We start from the raw sequence: 19,188 nt of genomic DNA on the forward strand, positions 1-19,188 counted from the left end.
CAGCTTTTCGCCTCCCCCCAAGATTTTACCCTTAAGCCCGGACGGGTTTCAGGGCAAAATCCGCGCTGAAGAATCACGAGCGAGGTCCTGCCATGGCGCTTGCGGCAGCCGTTACTGCGGATGAACTTTACCATCCCATCCTCAATTCCAATCCGGCGCATCCGTCCGGCTGGCCGATCCGGGTCATCGTCAGCTCGCAGACCGAAGCGCGGCACAATCGCGCGATCTGGGCGCCGACGCACCTGATCTCCATCCGTGCGCCCGGCAGCCGGCTTCTGTCGATGATCGAGCTGCCGCCGGAAAAGCACCTGGAACTGTTTTTCGGCGACACGACCGATCCAGACGAGCCGGATGCGGCACGCCCGCAGGCGATCGACGCCGCCTTCGCTTTCGTCGACCGTCTGCCCGAGGACGCGCATCTGCTCATCCATTGCCTGCGCGGCATCGGCCGCGCGACGGCGCTGACGCTGGGCATTCTGGCGCGCTACATGCCGCCGGAAGACGCGGCCGCAGCCCTGCATGCGTTGCGACCGGAGGCCAAGCCGAACCGGCATGTGGTCAACCTTTGCGACACGGCGCTCGGGCTCAAGGGCAAACTCGCCAAGCAGGCGCTGCGCTTCCCGGCGAAAGTCTGGAAACCGGCCAAAGCCTGAGGCAGGAAGCCTGCCTTCGAGCGGCCAACCGTTGTGCGATGCACAAATATTTGACATGATCCGCGTAAAGAACGGTGACAGCGTGCTGCCCGATCGGGCATGATGCTGTAAGCCTTTGTTTTCGGATGGGCTTTGACGCGGCATGTGTGCCCTGTCGGCCAGCGCCGAAGACAACAGACGGGAGGAAACGATGTCCCACGCGGCCTATGTGTTTGACGCCTACGGCACGCTCTTCGACGTGCATGCGGCCGTCAGGCGCCACGCTGAGGAGATCGGTCCGGACGGGCAGGCTTTTTCCGAACTCTGGCGCGCCAAGCAACTCGAATATTCTTGGGTACGCTCGCTGATGGGCAGCTACCAGGATTTCTGGAAGCTGACCGAACAGGCGCTCGACTTTGCCTTCGCGCGCTTTCCCTCCGCCGACCCGAAGCTGCGCAAGCGGTTGCTGGACGCTTACTGGACGCTCGATTGCTATCCGGAAGTGCCGGCAGTTCTGAAAGGCCTCAAGGAGCGCGGGGCGCGGATCGCCATCCTCTCCAACGGTTCGCCGGCCATGCTCGCGTCAGCCGTGCGCAACGCCGCACTCGATATCGTCATCGACGACGTCTTTTCGGTCGACGCGGTCAAGGCGTTCAAGACGGCGCCTGCCGTCTACGATCTCGTCACCACCAGCTACAGGCTCTACCCGCACGCCGTGTCGTTCCAGTCGTCTAACCGCTGGGACATTGCCGGGGCAACGAAGTTCGGCTTCCGCACCGTGTGGATCAATAGGGCGGACATGCCGGACGAATATCGCGATCACGGGCCTGCCTTGATCCTGCCCTCTCTCGAAAGTCTGCAATTCGGTATCTGAAGGAGTTCCCGATGGCCTGGTCGCCCGCGCAGTATCTGAAGTTCGAAGACGAACGTACTCGACCAGCCAGAGACCTTCTCGCCCAAGTGCCCGACCTGCCGGAAGGCCTCGCCTTCGATCTCGGCTGCGGCCCGGGAAACTCCACCGAACTCATCCGCGACCGGTTTCCCTGGAGCACACTTTCAGGCCTCGACAGCGACGAGAACATGCTCGTTGCCGCCGCCAAGCGATTGCCCGGAGTATCCTTCGAAAAGGCGGATCTTGCGACCTGGGTTCCCCCCACCGGCGCCTCGCTGTTTTACGGCAACGCCGTCTTCCAATGGCTTCCGAACCATCTCACGATCTTCGAAAGGCTGATGAAGGCGCTCGCCTCCTGCGGCACGCTCGCGGTGCAGATGCCGGACAATCTCGCAGAGCCGAGCCACGTGCTGATGGAAGAGACCGCGCGCAGCCCGGCTTTCGCTGAGGCCTTTGCCGGCAAGACCATCCGCCGTAACCCAATGCCGCCGCCGGCAACCTATGTCGAATGCCTGGCGCCATGGGCCGCGCGTATCGAGGTCTGGCACACGATCTACTATCATCGCCTCGCCAATGCGGAGGCGATCGTCGAATGGGTGAAGGGGACCGGCCTTAGACCCTATCTCGACGCCCTGCCCGAGGGCCGGCGGAGCGGCTTTCTCGCCGACTACACCGACAGGATACGCGCAGCCTATCCGGCGACGAGCGACGGCAAGGTGCTCCTGCGTTTTCCGCGGTTCTTCATCCTGGCGGTCAAGGCGGCCTGAGTTCGTTGCCCGCCGGGCGCTTACATGCGCTCGGCGAGAAAATCGATGAAGGCGCGGATGCGGGCCGCGAGATGCTCGTGGCCCGCATAGACTGCATAGACCGTCTCGATATCACCTGACTGATAGTCCTCGAGCAGCGGAACCAGCGTTCCGGCCTCGAAATCCGGCTCGACATGAAACCGGCCGATCCGGCCGATGCCGACCCCGGCAAGGCAGAGCTGGCGGACGATCGAGCCGCTCGAAACCTGCATATTGCCGGAGACCATTCGGTGCTCGATCTGAGACTGGCCGGGCATGTGAAACGCCCATTCGTCGACGCTGCGGCGGAAATTGAAACGAATGCAGTTGTGGCCGTCGAGATCGTCAGGGGTTTTCGGGATCCCGTGCTTTTCCAGGTAGGCGGGCGAGGCGATCACCACCGGCCGGGTTTCCATCAGCTTGCGCGCCTTCAGGGATGAGTCGCGCAGCGGTCCGGTGCGGATCGCCACGTCCGTGCGTTCGCCCACCACATCGATCATGCTATCGGTCAGCGTCAGGTCGAGCTGGACCTCCGGGTATCGCGCCAGGAACTCCGGCGCGAGCGGCATGATGTAGCGCTCGCCGAAGCCGACGGCGGCGTTCACCCGCAAGAGCCCGCGCGGCGCCATGCGTCCGCCGGCGGCGACGACATGCTCGGTCTCGGCAATATCTCCGAGGATCCGTTGCGCCCGCTGGAAATAGACTTCGCCCTCCGGTGTGAGCTGCAAGGTGCGGGTCGAGCGTACGAGAAGACGCGTGCCGAGCCGATCCTCGATGCGGGTCACCAGCTTGCTGACCGCCGACGGCGACAGTTTCAGACGCCGCGCCGCAGCAGAAAAGCTGCGGGTCTCCGACACGGCGACAAAAACCTCCATCTCACCCGCCCGGTTGTCCATGCTCGTCCTTTGAACTGAATTCACAAACGTTTGTCTGATTATGCGTATTATCGCGATGAGTGCAAAGGCTCATATTCCGCCCGACTTCAACAACAGCCATACGCCCGGTGCTCCCAGCCGGGTGGGAAAGGTCTCGTCGTGCCCATTGCCATACTTGCGCTGACGATCGCGGCCTATGCGATCGGAACCACGGAATTCGTGATCGTCGGCCTGCTGCCGACTGTCGCCACCGACCTCAATGTCACCCTGCCGCTCGCCGGCCTGATCGTCAGCGTCTATGCGCTCGGCGTCACCTTCGGCGCGCCGGTGCTGACCGCCCTCACCGGGCGGATCGAGCGAAAGCCGCTGCTGATCGGCCTGATGGCGCTGTTCATCGTCGGCAATGCCGCCGCCGCATTGTCGCCGAGCTATGAACCGCTGCTCGTCGCCCGCGTCATTTCCGCCTTTGCCCATGGCGTATTCTTCTCGGTCGGTTCGACCATTGCCGCCGACCTGGTACCGGAAGACCGCCGCGCCTCGGCCATTGCCATGATGTTCATGGGCCTCACGGTCGCGATCGTCACCGGCGTGCCGCTCGGCACCTGGATCGGCCAGACCTTCGGCTGGCGCGCCACCTTCTGGGCCGTGACCGGTCTCGGCGTCGTCGCTCTTGTCGCGATCGCGGCCCTGTTGCCGAACACGCTCTCCAAGGCCCCGCCGGCAAAGCTCATCGACCAGGTCCGCGTGCTCGGCTCCGGCCGCCTGCTGATCGTCTTTGCCATGACCGCGCTCGGTTACGGCGGCACCTTCGTCGCCTTCACGTTCCTCGCGCCGATCCTGCAGGACATCACCGGCTTTTCGGAAAGCGCCGTCAGCCTGATCCTGGTGCTCTACGGGATCACGATCGCCATCGGCAACATTGCCGGCGGCAAGATCGCCAACCGCGACCCGGTGAAGGCGCTGATCGGCCTCTTCCTGGCGCAGGCGGCCGTGCTCGTGCTCTTCACCTTTACCGCCCCCTCGCCGGTGCTGACGCTGGTGACGCTTGCAGCCCTCGGCTTCCTGTCCTTTGCCAATGTGCCCGGCTTGCAGCTCTATGTCGTACAGCTTGCCAAGCAACACCGTCCCGGCGCCGTCGATGTCGCCTCGGCGCTCAACATCGCGGCCTTCAACCTCGGCATCGCCGTCGGTGCCTGGCTCGGTGGCGTGATCGTCGCCTCGCCGCTCGGCCTCGGCATGACGCCCGTCATCGGTGCCCTGCTCGTCGCCGCAGCCCTGCTTTTGACGCTACTCAGCGGCGCCCTTGATCGTCGCACCGGGGCGGCCTACCAAACGGCTTGAACCGCCGTTCCCGAGGACCACCTATAGCCTCATTCCTTTTTCGCCCGGCCAAGCGGCCGGGCGCGCATCAAGCATGACATGCCAAGTACAAGGAGTTACCAGCCATGCATTCCGTCAATTCCAACGGCGCCAACATTCCGGCGCTCGGCTTCGGCACTTTCCGCATGCCCGGCGCCGATGTGCTGCGCGTTCTGCCGGAAGCCTTGAAGCTCGGCTTCCACCACGTGGACACCGCACAGATCTACGGCAACGAGGCCGAAGTCGGCGAAGCGATCCAGAATTCCGGTGTCTCCCGTGCCGATATCTTCCTCACCACCAAGGTCTGGGTCGACAAATATGCCCATCGCGACTTCCTCGCTTCGGTCGACGAAAGCCTGAAGAAGCTGAGGACCGACCGTGTCGATCTGCTGCTCCTGCACTGGCCGGGCGGCAGCGACGTGCCGATGGCCGAGCGCATCGGCGCCCTCAACGACGTGCACAAGGCCGGCAAGGTCCGCCATATCGGCATCAGCAACTTCAACACGGCGCAGATGGAAGAGGCCGTGAAGCTCAGCGACGCGCCTGTTGCCACCAACCAGGTCGAGTACCACCCCTATCTCGACCAGACCAAGGTGCTCCAGACCGCCCGCAAGCACGGCATGTCGATCACCGCCTATTACGCGATGGCGAACGGCAAGGTGCCGAACGATCCGCTCCTGAAGGAGATCGGCGCCCGCCACGGCAAGACCGCCGCGCAAGTCGCGCTGCGCTGGCTGGTGCAGCAGAAGGACGTGATCACGCTTTCGAAGACCGCGACGATCGATCGCCTGAAGGAAAACTTCGCGATCTTCGACTTCGCGCTCGGCGACGGCGAAATGGCAGAGATCCACGCGCTTGCGCGTGCCGACGGCCGCATCGTCAACCCGGAAGGCCTTGCCCCCGTCTGGGACAAGGCTGCTTAACGAACGCAATCATTTCGCCGCCAGCCAATTCCCTGCCGGCGGCGGATACGATATGGACATCGCCTTGAAGACACCGATCAGAGGGGGGGGGCGATGTCGTTGCATGAGGCGCAGGCGAGCGATTTTGCTCCCGACTGGCCGGCGATCATCGCCGTCGTTCTTGGTGTCACCGCCTTCTCGGTAGCGCAGGGGCTCACCTATCCGCTGATCTCGCTTTCGCTTGAGAGCCGCGGCGTCTCGGCCGGCATGATCGGCCTTAACGCCATGGGCTTTGCCACCGGTCTCGGCGTTGCGACCCTCATTCTCGGCCGGCTGACCCGGTTCGCCTCCGCCGACAAGCTGATCATCGCCAGCCTGATTGGCTGTTCTATCTGTCTCGCGACGCTGGCCTCGACGTCGGAACTCGTCATCTGGTTTATCGCCCGCTTTGCGCTCGGCTTTTTCGTCAGCATGGTCTTCATGCTCGGTGAAGCGTGGCTGAACACCGCCTGCCCGGACCGGCTGCGCGGCCGCGTCTCCGGCCTCTATGGTGCCGGCATGTGCGGCGGCTTTGCCGCGGGTCCGCTGGCGATCCCCCTGCTTGGCACCAGCGGCGGTCTCGGCTTTGCCCTCCTGGCGATCTACATCGCGCTGGTCGCGTTCCTCACCGGGCTGCTGACCATGGGCGCCCGCACCCGGCCGGAACCCACCTCGACGCGTGACCTCTTTGCCTTTTTCAAGAAGGCGCCAATCCTGATCCTCATGGTGCTGATGTTCGGTTTTGCCGATATCGCGGCGATCTCGGCCATGCCTGTCTATTTCGTCAAGACGGGCCACAGCCAGGCCTTTGCCGCGCTCAGCGTCACGGCGCTGGCGATACCGACGGCACTCGCGCAGCCTTTCATCGGTGTGCTTCTCGACCGGCTGCCGCGCCGCCGGGTGGCGATCTCGGCGGCCGCGGTCGCTGCCAGCGGCTATCTGCTCGTGCCGTTGCTGTCGTCCGATATCGCTCTGCTTCTGACCTTCGCCTTCATCGGCGCGGCGAGCTTCGCGCTCTATACGGCAGCACTCACCATGCTCGGGGAAGAGTATCGCGGCAGCATGCTGGTTGCCGGCAGTGCCGCCTTTTCGCTCGCCTATGCCGCCGGCAGTGCCGCTGGCTCCGGCGCGACCGGCGCGCTGATGAACTTTATCAACCCGATCGCTGGCCCGATCGGCGTGGGCGTCGTGCTGGTGGTCTTCACGCTTGCCTTCGCGCTCAACGGCCGACGCTAGCCCTCCGCGCAGATCCGGGCGAGAGCCTCGTTGAAGACGCGGGCGGCCGGCCCGAGCGGCTCGTCGATCCGGTGAACGAGATAGGCTTCGGCCCCCACCTGGCTGTTGCGGCCGAGGGCGGCCGTCGGCATGCGCACGAGCCGGCCTTCGGCAAGGTCGCGCTCCACCTGCCAGAACGGCAACCGACCCCAGCCCAGGCCCGAACGGATCATCGCATGTTTCGTGTCCTGGCTGCTGACGCGGCAGGTTTGCGGCGAGAGCACGCCGAAGTCGCGCCCGACCGTACGATGCGACGGATCCGACAGGACGATCTGCAGATGGTCCGCAAGCTCGGCAGTGTCGAGCGCATCTCCCCCTGCGCGCAGGCCCAAGGGATGATTTGCAGCGACGACCGCGACGAGTTCGACCGTCGCAAGCGCCCGGCGGGCGATCGCCGGATCGCGGAAATCCTCGCCGACGGTGATGCCGAGCGTGAAGCGGCGATCGACCAGGCCATCGACCGGCCCGCCGAGCGGCAGGACCGCAAGCCGGATGGACACATCCGGATAGGCGCCCCGCATCTCCTTCAACGCCAGGCCGACGGTCTCGATCGGAAACAGCGTATCGACGACCAGCGAAAGCTCAAGCTCGATGCCTTCGCCGAGCCCGCGTGCCCGGGCGCGCATGGCGTCCACTCTGAGCAGGATGTCGCGGGCGTTGGCGAGCAGCGCCTGCCCTTCCGCCGTCAGGACCGGCCGATGGCCGGAACGGTCGAACAGGGCGACACCGAGTTCGGCCTCCATGTTGGCGATGGCGTGGCTGACGGCCGACTGCACCCGTGAGAGCCTGGCGGCACCGGCCCGGAAGCTTCCGCTTTCGGCGACGGTCACGAAGGTCCGCATCTGATCGAGAGTGAGCGCATCGAGCATGATCGATTCCATAGATCATCTTGATGAAAATTATATCACTCCAATAGATCGAGAAAAGCACCCATCTTTTCTGTGAACGGCAATGCCGCCCACAAAAAGGAAACCGAAATGACCAAGGTGCTCGTGCTCTACTATTCCTCCTACGGCCACATCGAGACCATGGCGAAGGCCGTCGCCGAGGGTGCGCGCACCGCCGGCGCCACCGTCGCGCTCAAGCGCGTGCCGGAAATCGTCCCGGAAGCCGTGGCCGTCAAGGCCGGCTACAAGCGCAACCACGATGCGCCGGTGGCAACTGTCGCCGAACTGCCCGACTATGACGCGATCATCATCGGCACGCCGACGCGGTTCGGCAACATGGCCGCCCAGATGAAGAACTTTCTCGACCAGGCGGGTGGGATCTGGGCGCGCGATGCCCTGGTCGGGCGTATCGGCAGCGTTTTTACCTCGACCGGAAGCCAGCATGGTGGCCAGGAATCGACGATACTCGCCACGCATACCGTACTGCTGCATCTCGGAATGGTGATCACCGGCCTTCCCTACAGCTTCAAAGGCCAGATGCGCATGGACGAAATCACCGGCGGATCACCCTATGGCGCCTCGACGCTGGCCGACGACGGCAATGGCGGCGACCGGCAGCCGAGCGCCAACGAGCTGGAAGGCGCACGCTTCCAGGGGCGCCACGTGGCGGAACTGGCGGCAGCGCTGGTTGCCGGACGCACCCGCGTTGGGGAGATCGCCTGATGGCCACGGCCGCAGCCTTTGTTCGCGAAAGAACCGATTGGTCGGGCGTGATGACCGTTGTTGCGGCCGGCGTGGTCGCGGCGATGCAGGTGGGCAAGGGGCTGATTGCCGGCCCGCTGCTTCAGCCCGATCTTGAGCTCAACCTTTCTGCCCTCGGCTGGATCACCTCCGTCTTCGCCATCGTTGGCGTCGTCGGGGGCATGGCAGCCGGCGCGTTCGTCACAGCGGCCGGCGACCGGCGCCTGCTTGGCATCGGCATGGCACTGCTGGCGTTCGGTTCCTTTGCCGGCGCGGCGAGCCCAGCATTCACGCTGCTTCTACTGTCGCGCATCATCGAGGGCTTCGGGTTTCTGCTTGTCGTCGTCGCCGGCCCCGCCATCCTCATGCGCCTGGCGACGCAGGAGCGCAGCGACCTCGTCTTTGCGCTCTGGAGCTGTTTCATGCCCGCGGGCATGGCGATCGCCATGCTGACGGGGCCCGCCTTTGCCGACTGGCCGGCGATCTGGTGGAGCAACGGCTTGCTCACGCTTGCGAGCCTCGCCTCCATCTTCCTCGCCGTTTCGCCGTCCCGGCAAGCATCGCGTGTCACCACCCGCTTCAGGGACGATGCCGCGGAAACGCTGACGAGCCGCGGCCCCGTGCTGCTCTTCGTGCTATTCTCGCTCTACAGCCTGATGAGCTTCACGCTTTCGAGCTTTCTGCCGATCCTGCTGATCGAGCGCCTGCAGGTCTCGCTTGGAACCGTTGGCCTCCTGAGCGCCGTCATCACGCTGGTGAACGTCTTCGGCAATCTGGCCGCCGGCCATCTTCTGTCCCGCGGTTTCGCCCGCGGCAGGCTGGTCGCGAGCGCCGCACTCTTGACCGGCGTCTCCGGCCTTTGGATTTTCCTGAGCCCGTCAGGCGGACATCTGATTCTGGCGCTCTGCATCCTGTTTTCCGCGATCGGCGGGCTCATCCCAGCGACGCTGATCTCTTCGGTGCCGCTCCTGTCGCCGCGTCCGGCGCTTGCGCCAATGGCGATGGGCCTGCTGATGCAGGGCAGCAACTTCGGGCAGCTCATCGGCCCTGTTGCGGTCGGAACCGCAATCGAACACTACGGATGGGCTTCAGGGGCGGTCTTCATCGGCGCCGGCGCCGTTCTTTGCATCGCGCTGGCGCCCACACTCGAACGGACGCTACGGGAAAGCAGACCCGAACGCTGACACCAGCGGCAGTCAACAAAAAACCCACCGGCAGATGCCGGTGGGTTTTGTTTTTGCAGTCGAGACGCCCGTATCAGACGAACTGGCTGAGACCCGGAACCGAAGCGACGACTTCGTCGACCACGTCGGCGCCAGCCTTCTCCTTGGCGAATGCGATGGTTTCCTTGGCAAGCCCGGTGATTTCACCCATGCCGAGGCCCTGGCTCATCAGCTGCTGGCCAAGCGCCATGACGCCGCCGCCACCGATCGCCGACATCAGACCGCCGAGCAGTCCGCCGCCGCCGGTGCCTTCGCCGTTGTACTGCGCGATCAGCTCGGACGCGCCGGGAATCGCTTCGATCATCTGGGCAACCGGACCGTCGGCGGCTTCGCGCTGCAGGAAGCCGAGAATCATGCCGACAGCCTTTTCGGCCGTTGCCGGCTCGATGCCGACATTTTCAGCAACGCGCGTGACCAGTTCATTCATGGAGAAACTCCCTCATTTTGGATTTTTGACGTTGACGTCAAGGTAAATGATCGCTCATCAAATAACAAGCCGTGAGCCGTGACTATCGACCCGTCGATATCGCCGCTTTCCGGTCGCGGATGGGCACAGCCTTGTTGCCGGGCGCAACCGCACCACCTATAACAGAAATCCAGGCACAATTCGATGACGGCGCGCCCCTGCGACACTGCGAACCGCCCGCTTTCATTGATGAAACGGAGATGAAGCCCACATGTTGGAAGAAGGCAAGCTCTTTATCGGCACCAGCCGCAAGCCTGATGATTCGATCAACAAGGGCGAGTACCTGGAGCTCAAGTTCGGCAACCGCCACGGCCTGGTCACCGGCGCCACCGGCACCGGCAAGACGATCACCCTGCAGGTGCTCGCCGAAGGCTTTTCCAACGCCGGCGTCCCGGTCTTCTGCGCCGACGTCAAGGGCGACCTCTCCGGCATCGGCGCGATCGGCGAGGCCAAGGATTTCATCTTGAAGCGTGCCGAACAGATCGGCCTGCCGACAAACCCGTACGAGTTTCAGGAATTCCCGGTCATCTTCTGGGATCTCTACGGCGAAAAGGGCCACCGCGTCCGCACCACCATGTCGGAGATGGGCCCGCTGCTGCTGTCGCGGCTGATGAATGCGACCGACGCGCAGGAAGGCGTGCTCAACATCGCCTTCAAGATCGCCGACGAGGGCGGACTGCCGCTGCTCGACCTCAAGGATCTGCAGGCGCTGCTCAACTACATGGGCGACAATGCCAGCGCGCTCTCCAACCAGTTCGGTTTCATCTCCAAGTCCTCGGTGGGCTCGATCCAGCGGGAGCTGCTGATCCTCGAACAGCAGGGTGCCGAACATTTCTTCGGCGAGCCGGCGTTGAAGATTTCCGACATCATGCGCACCACCAATGACGGTCGCGGCGCGATCTCGGTGCTTGCCGCCGACAAGCTGATGATGAACCCGCGGCTCTACGCCACCTTCCTGCTCTGGCTGCTGTCCGAACTGTTCGAGGAACTGCCGGAAGTGGGCGACCCGGACAAGCCGAAGCTCGTGTTCTTCTTCGACGAGGCGCACCTGCTCTTCAACGACGCGCCGAAGGCACTGATCGAGCGCGTCGAACAGGTCGTGCGCCTGATCCGCTCCAAGGGCGTCGGTGTCTATTTCGTCACCCAGAACCCTCTCGACGTGCCGGACACGGTTCTCGGCCAGCTCGGCAACCGCGTCCAGCATGCCTTGCGCGCCTACACGCCGCGCGACCAGAAGGCGGTGAAGACCGCCGCCGACACCTTCCGCCCGAACCCGGATTTCGACTGCGCCACGGTGATCACCAATCTCGGCACCGGTGAGGCTCTCGTCTCCACGCTCGAAGGCAAGGGCGCACCCTCGATGGTCGAGCGCACGCTGGTGCGCCCGCCGCAGTCGCGCGTCGGCCCGCTGACCGAGGCCGAGCGAAAGAAGGTCATGGACGTCAGCCCGGTCCGCGGTCTTTACGACGAGGATTTCGACCGTGAATCGGCCTACGAGATCCTGGCAGCACGCGCCAAGAAGGCGTCCGACGCGCAGGCCGAAGCCCAGGCTCAGGCAGGTCAGCAGACGAGCGAGGCGAGCACCGGCGGCAGCCGCTGGACGCTGCCGGGCTTTGGCGACGACGATCAGCCGGCACCGGCCGGCAAGCAGGCGCGTCCGCGCAGCTCCGGCTACCAACGTGAGACGGTCGTCGAAGCGGCAATGAAATCGGTCGCCCGCACGGTCGCGACCCAGGTTGGCCGCGCCCTGGTGCGCGGCATCCTCGGCAGCCTCAGCCGGCGCTAACCAAGGCCGGCCGACGCGGCCCATCCATTCCCACGCGCCCTGACCCCATCAGGGCGCGTCGTCGCACCGAATTTCTGAAGAAAGCTTAAGTCCAACGCGGGGTGCCGGAACGGCGCGGTGACATTGCCCGACGGCCTGCCGTGCCGCCATCAATGCCGCGTCTTGGGGACGGTGACTGCGCTCAGGCGACGCCCGCTCACCGCGACGGCGGCGCGCTGTGTGGCGGCGTATTCGTCCGTCAGCTCCAGTAGAACCAGAGCGATCTCGTCCCAATGCCACCCTGCCCGCTCGGCGAGATCCGTCAGCAGTTCGAACTCCTCGCGCAACGCGGCTCCGCATTCGAGCTCGCGCTGGGCGAGTGTGCAGGTTCTGGTTTTCGGCCTGGCGATCATCCTATTTTACCTCCTGCTCATCAACGCCCAGCCGGACCATAGGTTCCAGCAACGCCCAGCCGAAGCCTCGGTTCGAGCACCGCCCAACACCGTGCAAGGGGAACCAATCGGTCGCCGGGCCGTTGGCTAGGGACAGGAGGTGCTGTCATGAAGAAAATCATCCTAGCCAGTTTTGTAGCGAGCCTTGCCTTTTCCGGCGTCGCCCTGGCTCAGACCACGACGGTCGTCGTTCCCGGCGAGGTCAAGACCTACGTCCTTCAGCAAACCAGCCCATCGGTGACCTATGACGGCACCGTCGTGGTGGGCGAGCCCCTGCCCGACACGGTCGAGGTCTACCCGATCCCGCAGCAGCCAACCTACGGCTATGTGGTCGTGAACCAGCAAAGGGTGCTGGTCGACCCGCAAAGCAGGCGGGTCATCGAGGTTCTGCAGTAGACCGGCACGAAGCATGCCAGAAATAGAAGAAGCCCGGCGGAGACCGCCGGGCTTCTTTCAATAGGGTATCTGAGGAAACTCAGGCGACGGTGAGCTTCACGTCGATGTTGCCCTTGGTCGCATGGCTGTAGGGGCAAACGATATGCGCCTTCTGGACGAGATCTTCGAGCACGGCCTTGTCGACGCCCGGCGAAGAGATTTCGAGTGCGGCGTCGATGCCGAAGCCGGTGCCATCTTCGCGCGGACCGATGCCGACGGTTCCCGTCACCGTGGTGTCTTCCGGAAGCTTTACCTTCTCCTTGCCGGCCACGAATTTCAGCGCGCCGAGGAAGCAGGCCGAGTAGCCGGCTGCAAAGAGCTGCTCGGGATTGGTGCCGCGGGCGCCATCGCCGCCGAGTTCCTTCGGAACGGTGAGCGTGACGTCGAGCACGCCGTCGGCGCTCTTGGCCTGGCCGGCGCGGCCACCGGTTGCGGACGCTGTGGTGCGGTAAAGAATGGGCATTGGCGGGGTCTCCTTTGCGTTTCCTGAGTGAATGCGATTTAGATAGCGCAAAATTCAATTGTACGCAAATTAATTTTGCAAATTGCATTTCGGGCGTCTTTTTGCGACAATGGCGCATGGCGAACAAGGCGGCACATGGCGACACTATTCCCGAGGAAGCACTCGCGCTCGGCAAGCAGCTGTGTTTTGCGGTCTATTCTGCGGCGCACGCATTCAACCGCGCCTACAAGCCGCTGCTCGATCGTTTCGGCCTCACCTATCCCCAATATCTCGTGCTCCTGGCGCTCTGGCAACAGGACGAAATGACCGTCAAGCGGATCGGCGAGGAGATCGGACTGGATTCAGGAACGTTGTCGCCGCTTCTCAAACGCCTGGAGGCAGCCGGGTATGTCGGCCGCCAGCGCGATCCGAGCGACGAACGACAGGTGATCGTGCGGCTGACGGACAAGGGCCAGGACCTGAAGAACGAGGCCTTCGGCATCCTGGCGGGCATCAGCAAGGCTTCGGGATGCAGCCTGAAGCAAGCAGAAGACATTCGCGAGACGCTGCATCAGCTGACGCGACAGCTCAATGCCGGCCCGGGCGAAGAGTGACCGGCTTGCCTTCCGCTCCACGTAGAAGGTGCCGCGCATTAATGAGAGGGGCGGATTCCGCCCCTGCCCGTCATCAGATGACGAGGATCGGCGCCTTGCCGCGGACGCGATCGTAGAGATCCATCACATCCTGGTTGAGCATGCGCACGCAGCCGGACGAGACCGCCTTGCCGATCGACTTCCATTCGGGCGTACCGTGGACGCGGTAAAGCGTGTCCTGGCCGTTCTGGAAGATGTAGAGCGCCCGCGAACCGAGCGGGTTGTTGAGGCCCGGGGCCATACCGCCGTTCTTGGCCGAATAGGGTTTTAGCTGGGGCTGACGCGCGACCATGCTGTCGGGCGGGGTCCAGCGCGGCCACTTCTGCTTCCACTGGATGACGCCGCGGCCGGACCAGGCGAAACCCTCGCGACCGAGGCCGACGCCGTAACGCAGCGCCCGGCCGCCCGGCTGGATCAGGTAGAGGTAACGGTCGCCGGTATCGACGACGATCGTGCCCGGCTGCTCGCCGAAGGGGTCGCTGACCTCCTGGCGATAGAAGCGCGCGTCGATCTGACGGAACGGCACCTCCGGCACCTGATAGCCGCTGTCGCTCACCGAGGCATAGATATCCGAGACATAGAGGCCCTGCGGCGGCAGACCGGTCGGAATCGGCCCTGGGCCATCCTGCCTCTCATAGATGCCTTCGGCGCGCGGATCGGTAAAACGTCCCTCGACCGCTGGATTGCGGAACACCGGCGCCGTCTCATAGCGAAAGACATCCGTGTTCATCGACGAAGTGCAGCTTGCAAGACCGGCGGAGGCGAGCGCCACACCGGACGTGCGAAGAAACTGGCGACGGGAGAAAAGGACTGAAGAGGACATCGAACTCTGGGGGCTTGAGTGCGGCATGAGGAGTGCTGCATGAATTTGCTTAACGAAATGCTACGCACAGCCCCCACGGATAGGGGCGATGCTTGCATTTACGGCTGGAACGAGGCTTGCGTCGCGCGGGCGGCAGGGCTCAAACGCTGTGGATACTGAACCGGGGCTGAAGCATGAGCGCCTCGAAATCCGGAGCCGAGAGCGGCCGGCTGAAGAAGTAGCCCTGGATCTCGTCGCAACCGCTCTGGCGTAGAAATTCGACCTGGGCCTGGTTTTCCACACCCTCTGCAATGACACGCAGGCCGAGGTTCCGGGCCAGCGAAATGATCGCGGCGGTGATGGCGTTGTCGTCGAGATCCGTCGGGATGTCGGCGACGAAGGACCGGTCGATCTTCAGGCGGCGCACCGGAAAGCGCTTCAGCGCGCTGAGGCTCGAATAGCCGGTGCCGAAATCATCGATCGCCAGATGCACTCCGATCGCCTGCAGCTCGTGCATGGTGGCGATCGCGCCCGGGACGTCCTGCATGATCAGGCTCTCGGTCAGTTCCAATTCGAGACAGAACGGGTCAAGCCCGGTCTCTGCGAGAATTGCCGCAACGTGGGCGGCCCAGTTGCGCTCGCGGAACTGGCGCGCCGAAACGTTGACGCTGATGATCAGCGGCGGCAGGCCGGCGTCCTGCCAGGCCCTGGCCTGGCGGCAGGCGGCGCGCAGCACCCAGTCACCGATCGGCACGATCAGCCCGGTTTCCTCGGCGAGTGGAATGAAGGCCGCCGGCGAGACCGTGCCGCGTTCGGGGTGACGCCAGCGCAGCAAGGCTTCGGCGGCGAACACGCGGCCATTCGCCAGATTCATCTGCGGCTGGAACTGCAGGAAGAACTCGTCGCGCGCGAGCGCCTGGCGCAATTCTTCCTGCTGCTTGAGCTTCTCATGGGCCTTGGCGGCCATCTCTTCGGTGAAGACCTGCAGGTTGTTGCGGCCAAGCTCCTTGGCCCGGTACATCGCCATGTCGGCATTGGCGAGCAATTCGCCGACCGTCTTGCCCTGATTGGGAAAACAGGCGACCCCCATGCTGCAGGTGACCTGCAGGCTGCGGCCCTCAATCTGCATCGGCGCTGCGATCGCCCGCCGGATATCCTCGAGCCGAGTCAGCACGATGTCGCGTTCGCAGGGAAGCCCGTTCAAAAGCAGAATGAACTCATCGCCGCCGACCCGCACGACCATGTCGGACTTGCGCACAGAAGCCCGCATGCGCGAGGCCGTGACCTTCAGGAGTTCGTCGCCGGCGGCATGGCCGAGCGTGTCGTTGACAAGCTTGAAATTGTCGAGATCGAGGAAGGCGAGCACGGCCCATTGGCCACTGCCACGCAAGGCTTCCAGCGCCTCGGCGACCTGTTCCTCGAACAGCGCACGGTTCGGCAGACCGGTCAGCGCGTCGTGGTGCGCCATGAAGCTGATGCGATCTTCGGCCTGCTTGCGTTCGATCGCGATGCCGGCGAGATGCGCCGCCATTGCGATCAGTTCCTTCTGTCCGTCGTCGGGCACGCCGACCGATTCGGAGTACAGCGCAAAAGTGCCGAGCACCTTGCGTTCGCGCGAATGGATCGGGGTCGACCAGCAGGCGCGGAAACCGTAGGGAACCACCAGCTCGCGATAATCGTCCCAGAGCGGATCGATCATAATGTCCGAGACGATCACCTGCTCGCCGCGCCAGGCGGCCGTGCCGCAGGAGCCCATGCGCGGGCCGATCTCGACGCCGTGGATGGTCGCGCAATAGGCCTCGTCGAGGCTTGGCGCTGCGCCGTGGAAGAGATAGCGGCCATCGGCCGACAGCAGCAGCACCGAGCCCTTGATGCCCGGCATCAAGGCTTCGATCAAGAGGATCATGTCGCGGAAGAAGGCGTCGAGCGGCCGGCCGTTGGCGATCATTTCCAGCAGGCGCGCCTGCCCTTCGAGCAGCCGCTCGGCCGCCTTGCGGTCGGAGATGTCACGCGAGACGCCGACGATGCCGACGATCTTGCCGCTCTTGTTGCGCAGCGGCACCTTGGAGGTCATCAGCCAGCGATCGCGGCCCTTGCTGACGATGGCTCGTTCCTCGATGCCGAAGATCGGCTCGCCGGTTTCGATGACGCGACGCTCGATGTCGGCGATCGCCTTGGCCATCTGCGGCGGATGGAGATCGAAATCGGTCTTGCCGACGATATCCTTCAAGGCTTCGAGCCCGTTGTCGGCAACCGTCACCTGATTGGCGATCAGGAACCGCCCCTCGACATCCTTGGCGTAGATGTAGTCGGGCACATGGTTGATCATCGTCTCCAACCAGTAGTGCCGGTCGGCAATGTCGGGTTCGCTCGGAAAGATGCGCGCGACCTCCTCGGCCAGCCGATTGCTGGCATCGATCAGGCGGCGCGTTTCCTCGTTGCCGCCAGCATTGAGAGCGGCATATCGCGGATTGCGGGACGTGTTCTTCGCCAAGCAAGGCCTCCCGACGCTCTTCGTCGCGTCGCTGGTCGATCTTTCCCCACTTCACGTTAGACGAGCAAGAGTTAGCTCTTCCTAAATAACTGTAGAAAAATCGTGTAGAGGTTGCAACGGCCAAGTTGCAGCGGGCGATAGAAGGGGTGGACGACGCCACCCCTTGTTGTTCGTTCAGGACAGCCGCCGGCGCACCGTCGCAACGCGCATCAGCAATTGATCGGCAATCACCATGACGACGATCGCAATGCCGGTCAACGGAAACGCCAACCCGAAGGCAATCGCCATGAGCCACAATCCCACATAGACGCTGCGCTGCGGCGGCATAGGGGGCACGCCGATGCGCCCTGCCGGGCGGCGTTTCCACCACATGACGACGGCGGAAAGGGAAACCAGCACGATGGAAATGCAGGCGGCCAGCATCAGCAGCTGGTTGAAACGTCCCCACTCCTGCCCCTTGTGCACGTTGATGCTCCACTCGATCGCCTTGCCGAGCGCAGGGTAATCGCCAAAGGCGATGTCGACGAGCGGCTTGCCGGAATATTGATCGATATGGATCGTGCGCTCCCGGGCAAGGTCGGCGGGAAAGATCGCTGCCGTATAGACCCCGGTCTCGTCGAGCGGGATCGCCAGTTCGTAGCCGGGCAGCATGCCCGCAGCATCCGCGATGGCGACGGCGCGATCGATCCCGACCGGCTCACCCGTAGCACCGCTGGAGGCCGGAACCGGCGCGTTCTCCATCAGCCAATTGGCCTTGGGCAGCACGTCGGTCGACACCTTGCTGGAGGTCGGAACCTCATCCCAAAGCACTGCCGGATAACCGAGCCCCATCGCCGTCAGCTTGCCATTGACAGTCGCACCCCAATAGCCCGACCACAAAAGCCCCGAAAAGGCGAGAAAGACGATCAGCAGGCCGGCCCCGATACCAGTCACGGCATGGAGATCGCGCCAGAAGACGCGACGCGCCGGCGTGCCGCGCACGGTCAGAACACCGCCGGTCTGCTGGCGCGGCCACCAGAGATAGATGCCGGTGAAGACCAACAGGATGGCAAAGCCCGCGACGATCTCGATGATCGTTTCGACCGACTTGCCGAAATAGTCGAGGCTGTGCAGGTCCTCGACCACCTGGTTGAATTCCTCCGATGGCGCGACCCGGTCGAGAATGGCGCCAGTATAGGGATCGACGAAGACCAGCATGCGGGCCTTGCCGATGCCGACCGTGACCCGTGCGGAACGATCCGCACCCGCCGGTGTGCGGTAGGAGACGGGCGCGCTGCCGGGCACGGACTCGACGGCGGTGGCGACGATTGCGGAGGGTAACATCCGCTCCGTGCCCGCGGGCACGACGTTGCGATAGGCAAAAACGGTATCGTCGATCTCGTCGTTGAAGAGATAAAGCCCACCGGTCAGGGCCAGGCTGATCATGAAGGGGATGACGAGCAGGCCGGCAAAGAAGTGCCAGCGCCAGATGGCACGGTAGAGCGAGATGCCGCGCTCTGTGGCCGCGGGGCTGTCCACGGCACTGGTGAAGGATGCGGTTGTCATGGTTTTCTCCGGGAAAGACCGTTTGCACGGCTTCGCCTCTTGGTGATCGGGACGACTGCCGATCGCGGCAACGCGCGTCGAAGAGTGACGCCCATGGGCCGATCAGCTGTCGTTCAAGCGCGTATCAGGCGGAGAAAACCGTTGGTGGCGCCCTTGGCCCCGCTCCGGTCAAGAGCACCGAGCGAACGAAGCCGAAATCGCCGGCCGGAGCGGAAAGTGGAGCCGTCCGGGCTTGTGACGGCAAGGCGATCGGGTAAGGCGCCGGCAGGTCGGCGGGCGCAACCAGGCAGCAGGACTGGCACCCATGCCCCTTAGCGCCACCTTTTCCATCGGGGTCATCGTGGCCAGAGAGGCAAAGATCGGCAAGGCTGCCATCGGGGAGCACGTAGGCGGTCGCATCCGGCGACCGCGGCATGGCGGCGGCCGGCTGCTGGATCAAGGCCGAAACGACGAGAACCAGCGCGCAAAGCATGCGCGCCGCCAAGTTCGTCAACCGATCCCCCAAAATCCCTGCCAAATCTATC

20 protein-coding genes are annotated in these 19,188 nt (G+C 64.1%); 11 read left to right on the forward strand and 9 right to left on the reverse strand.

The window, feature by feature from the left end:
• Window positions 1-92 precede the first annotated feature (92 nt).
• From JVX98_RS17235 to tam, 3 genes are all read left to right on the forward strand, one after another.
• Complete coding sequence (locus JVX98_RS17235; protein WP_192447507.1) at window positions 93-653, forward strand: phosphatase; 561 nt, start codon at window positions 93-95, stop codon at window positions 651-653.
• 190 nt (window positions 654-843) lie between these two features.
• On the forward strand, window positions 844-1,506 hold the full coding sequence (locus JVX98_RS17240) for a haloacid dehalogenase type II (protein ID WP_034789254.1): 663 nt from the start codon (window positions 844-846) through the stop codon (window positions 1,504-1,506).
• Between the two features lie 11 nt (window positions 1,507-1,517).
• Window positions 1,518-2,291: a trans-aconitate 2-methyltransferase gene (gene tam, locus JVX98_RS17245; protein ID WP_205239282.1), complete on the forward strand. Its 774-nt coding sequence runs from the start codon at window positions 1,518-1,520 to the stop codon at window positions 2,289-2,291.
• Window positions 2,292-2,311: 20 nt separating this feature from the next.
• On the opposite strand, the gene JVX98_RS17250 is transcribed toward tam, so the two are convergent.
• Window positions 2,312-3,205, reverse strand: a complete 894-nt coding sequence (locus JVX98_RS17250) for a LysR family transcriptional regulator (RefSeq protein ID WP_205239283.1) — start codon at window positions 3,203-3,205, stop codon at window positions 2,312-2,314.
• 138 nt (window positions 3,206-3,343) lie between these two features.
• Between JVX98_RS17250 and JVX98_RS17255 the strand changes: the two genes are divergently transcribed.
• From JVX98_RS17255 to JVX98_RS17265, 3 genes are all read left to right on the forward strand, one after another.
• The gene (locus tag JVX98_RS17255; protein WP_205239284.1) at window positions 3,344-4,525 is read left to right on the forward strand and encodes an MFS transporter; all 1,182 of its coding nucleotides are present in this window, start codon (window positions 3,344-3,346) and stop codon (window positions 4,523-4,525) included.
• A gap of 104 nt (window positions 4,526-4,629) precedes the next feature.
• Entirely contained in the window at window positions 4,630-5,466 is an 837-nt protein-coding gene (locus tag JVX98_RS17260) for an aldo/keto reductase (protein ID WP_205239285.1), read from the forward strand.
• A gap of 93 nt (window positions 5,467-5,559) precedes the next feature.
• On the forward strand, window positions 5,560-6,720 hold the full coding sequence (locus JVX98_RS17265) for an MFS transporter (RefSeq protein ID WP_205239286.1): 1,161 nt from the start codon (window positions 5,560-5,562) through the stop codon (window positions 6,718-6,720).
• Here the strand turns inward: JVX98_RS17265 and JVX98_RS17270 are convergent.
• Complete coding sequence (locus JVX98_RS17270) at window positions 6,717-7,628, reverse strand: LysR family transcriptional regulator (RefSeq protein ID WP_205239468.1); 912 nt, start codon at window positions 7,626-7,628, stop codon at window positions 6,717-6,719. The genes JVX98_RS17265 and JVX98_RS17270 overlap by 4 nt on opposite strands.
• A 108-nt stretch (window positions 7,629-7,736) precedes the next feature.
• Between JVX98_RS17270 and wrbA the strand changes: the two genes are divergently transcribed.
• A complete protein-coding gene (gene wrbA, locus JVX98_RS17275; RefSeq protein WP_090294816.1) occupies window positions 7,737-8,369 on the forward strand; it encodes an NAD(P)H:quinone oxidoreductase in 633 nt (210 codons plus the stop codon).
• A complete protein-coding gene (locus JVX98_RS17280) occupies window positions 8,369-9,571 on the forward strand; it encodes a CynX/NimT family MFS transporter (RefSeq protein WP_205239287.1) in 1,203 nt (400 codons plus the stop codon). Before wrbA ends, JVX98_RS17280 begins: the two co-directional genes overlap by 1 nt.
• A gap of 73 nt (window positions 9,572-9,644) precedes the next feature.
• Here JVX98_RS17280 and JVX98_RS17285 read toward each other — a convergent pair whose 3' ends face one another.
• Window positions 9,645-10,037: a hypothetical protein gene (locus JVX98_RS17285; RefSeq protein ID WP_034789243.1), complete on the reverse strand. Its 393-nt coding sequence runs from the start codon at window positions 10,035-10,037 to the stop codon at window positions 9,645-9,647.
• A 250-nt stretch (window positions 10,038-10,287) separates the two neighbouring features.
• On the opposite strand from JVX98_RS17285, the gene JVX98_RS17290 reads away from it, so the two are divergent.
• On the forward strand, window positions 10,288-11,862 hold the full coding sequence (locus JVX98_RS17290; protein WP_192447515.1) for a helicase HerA-like C-terminal domain-containing protein: 1,575 nt from the start codon (window positions 10,288-10,290) through the stop codon (window positions 11,860-11,862).
• A gap of 149 nt (window positions 11,863-12,011) precedes the next feature.
• On the opposite strand, the gene JVX98_RS17295 is transcribed toward JVX98_RS17290, so the two are convergent.
• On the reverse strand, window positions 12,012-12,254 hold the full coding sequence (locus tag JVX98_RS17295) for a hypothetical protein (protein WP_205239288.1): 243 nt from the start codon (window positions 12,252-12,254) through the stop codon (window positions 12,012-12,014).
• Window positions 12,255-12,401: 147 nt separating this feature from the next.
• On the opposite strand from JVX98_RS17295, the gene JVX98_RS17300 reads away from it, so the two are divergent.
• A complete protein-coding gene (locus JVX98_RS17300; protein WP_192447517.1) occupies window positions 12,402-12,689 on the forward strand; it encodes a DUF1236 domain-containing protein in 288 nt (95 codons plus the stop codon).
• 79 nt (window positions 12,690-12,768) lie between these two features.
• Here the strand turns inward: JVX98_RS17300 and JVX98_RS17305 are convergent, their stop codons facing one another.
• Window positions 12,769-13,191 (reverse strand): organic hydroperoxide resistance protein, encoded by a 423-nt coding sequence (locus tag JVX98_RS17305; protein ID WP_043610962.1) that lies wholly within the window; start codon window positions 13,189-13,191, stop codon window positions 12,769-12,771.
• A 116-nt stretch (window positions 13,192-13,307) separates the two neighbouring features.
• On the opposite strand from JVX98_RS17305, the gene JVX98_RS17310 reads away from it, so the two are divergent.
• On the forward strand, window positions 13,308-13,784 hold the full coding sequence (locus tag JVX98_RS17310) for a MarR family winged helix-turn-helix transcriptional regulator (RefSeq protein WP_205239289.1): 477 nt from the start codon (window positions 13,308-13,310) through the stop codon (window positions 13,782-13,784).
• A gap of 73 nt (window positions 13,785-13,857) precedes the next feature.
• On the opposite strand, the gene JVX98_RS17315 is transcribed toward JVX98_RS17310, so the two are convergent.
• From JVX98_RS17315 to JVX98_RS17330, 4 genes are all read right to left on the reverse strand, one after another.
• Entirely contained in the window at window positions 13,858-14,646 is a 789-nt protein-coding gene (locus tag JVX98_RS17315) for a L,D-transpeptidase family protein (RefSeq protein ID WP_205239290.1), read from the reverse strand.
• A 139-nt stretch (window positions 14,647-14,785) separates the two neighbouring features.
• Window positions 14,786-17,119, reverse strand: coding sequence for a bifunctional diguanylate cyclase/phosphodiesterase (locus JVX98_RS17320; protein ID WP_205239291.1), 2,334 nt, complete (start codon window positions 17,117-17,119; stop codon window positions 14,786-14,788).
• A 174-nt stretch (window positions 17,120-17,293) separates the two neighbouring features.
• Window positions 17,294-18,664, reverse strand: coding sequence for a PepSY domain-containing protein (locus JVX98_RS17325; RefSeq protein WP_205239292.1), 1,371 nt, complete (start codon window positions 18,662-18,664; stop codon window positions 17,294-17,296).
• A 124-nt stretch (window positions 18,665-18,788) separates the two neighbouring features.
• Window positions 18,789-19,157 (reverse strand): hypothetical protein, encoded by a 369-nt coding sequence (locus JVX98_RS17330; RefSeq protein ID WP_205239293.1) that lies wholly within the window; start codon window positions 19,155-19,157, stop codon window positions 18,789-18,791.
• Window positions 19,158-19,188: the final 31 nt, after the last annotated feature.

This window comes from Ensifer sp. PDNC004, assembly GCF_016919405.1.
In the GTDB taxonomy this organism is placed as follows: Bacteria; Pseudomonadota; Alphaproteobacteria; order Rhizobiales; family Rhizobiaceae; genus Ensifer.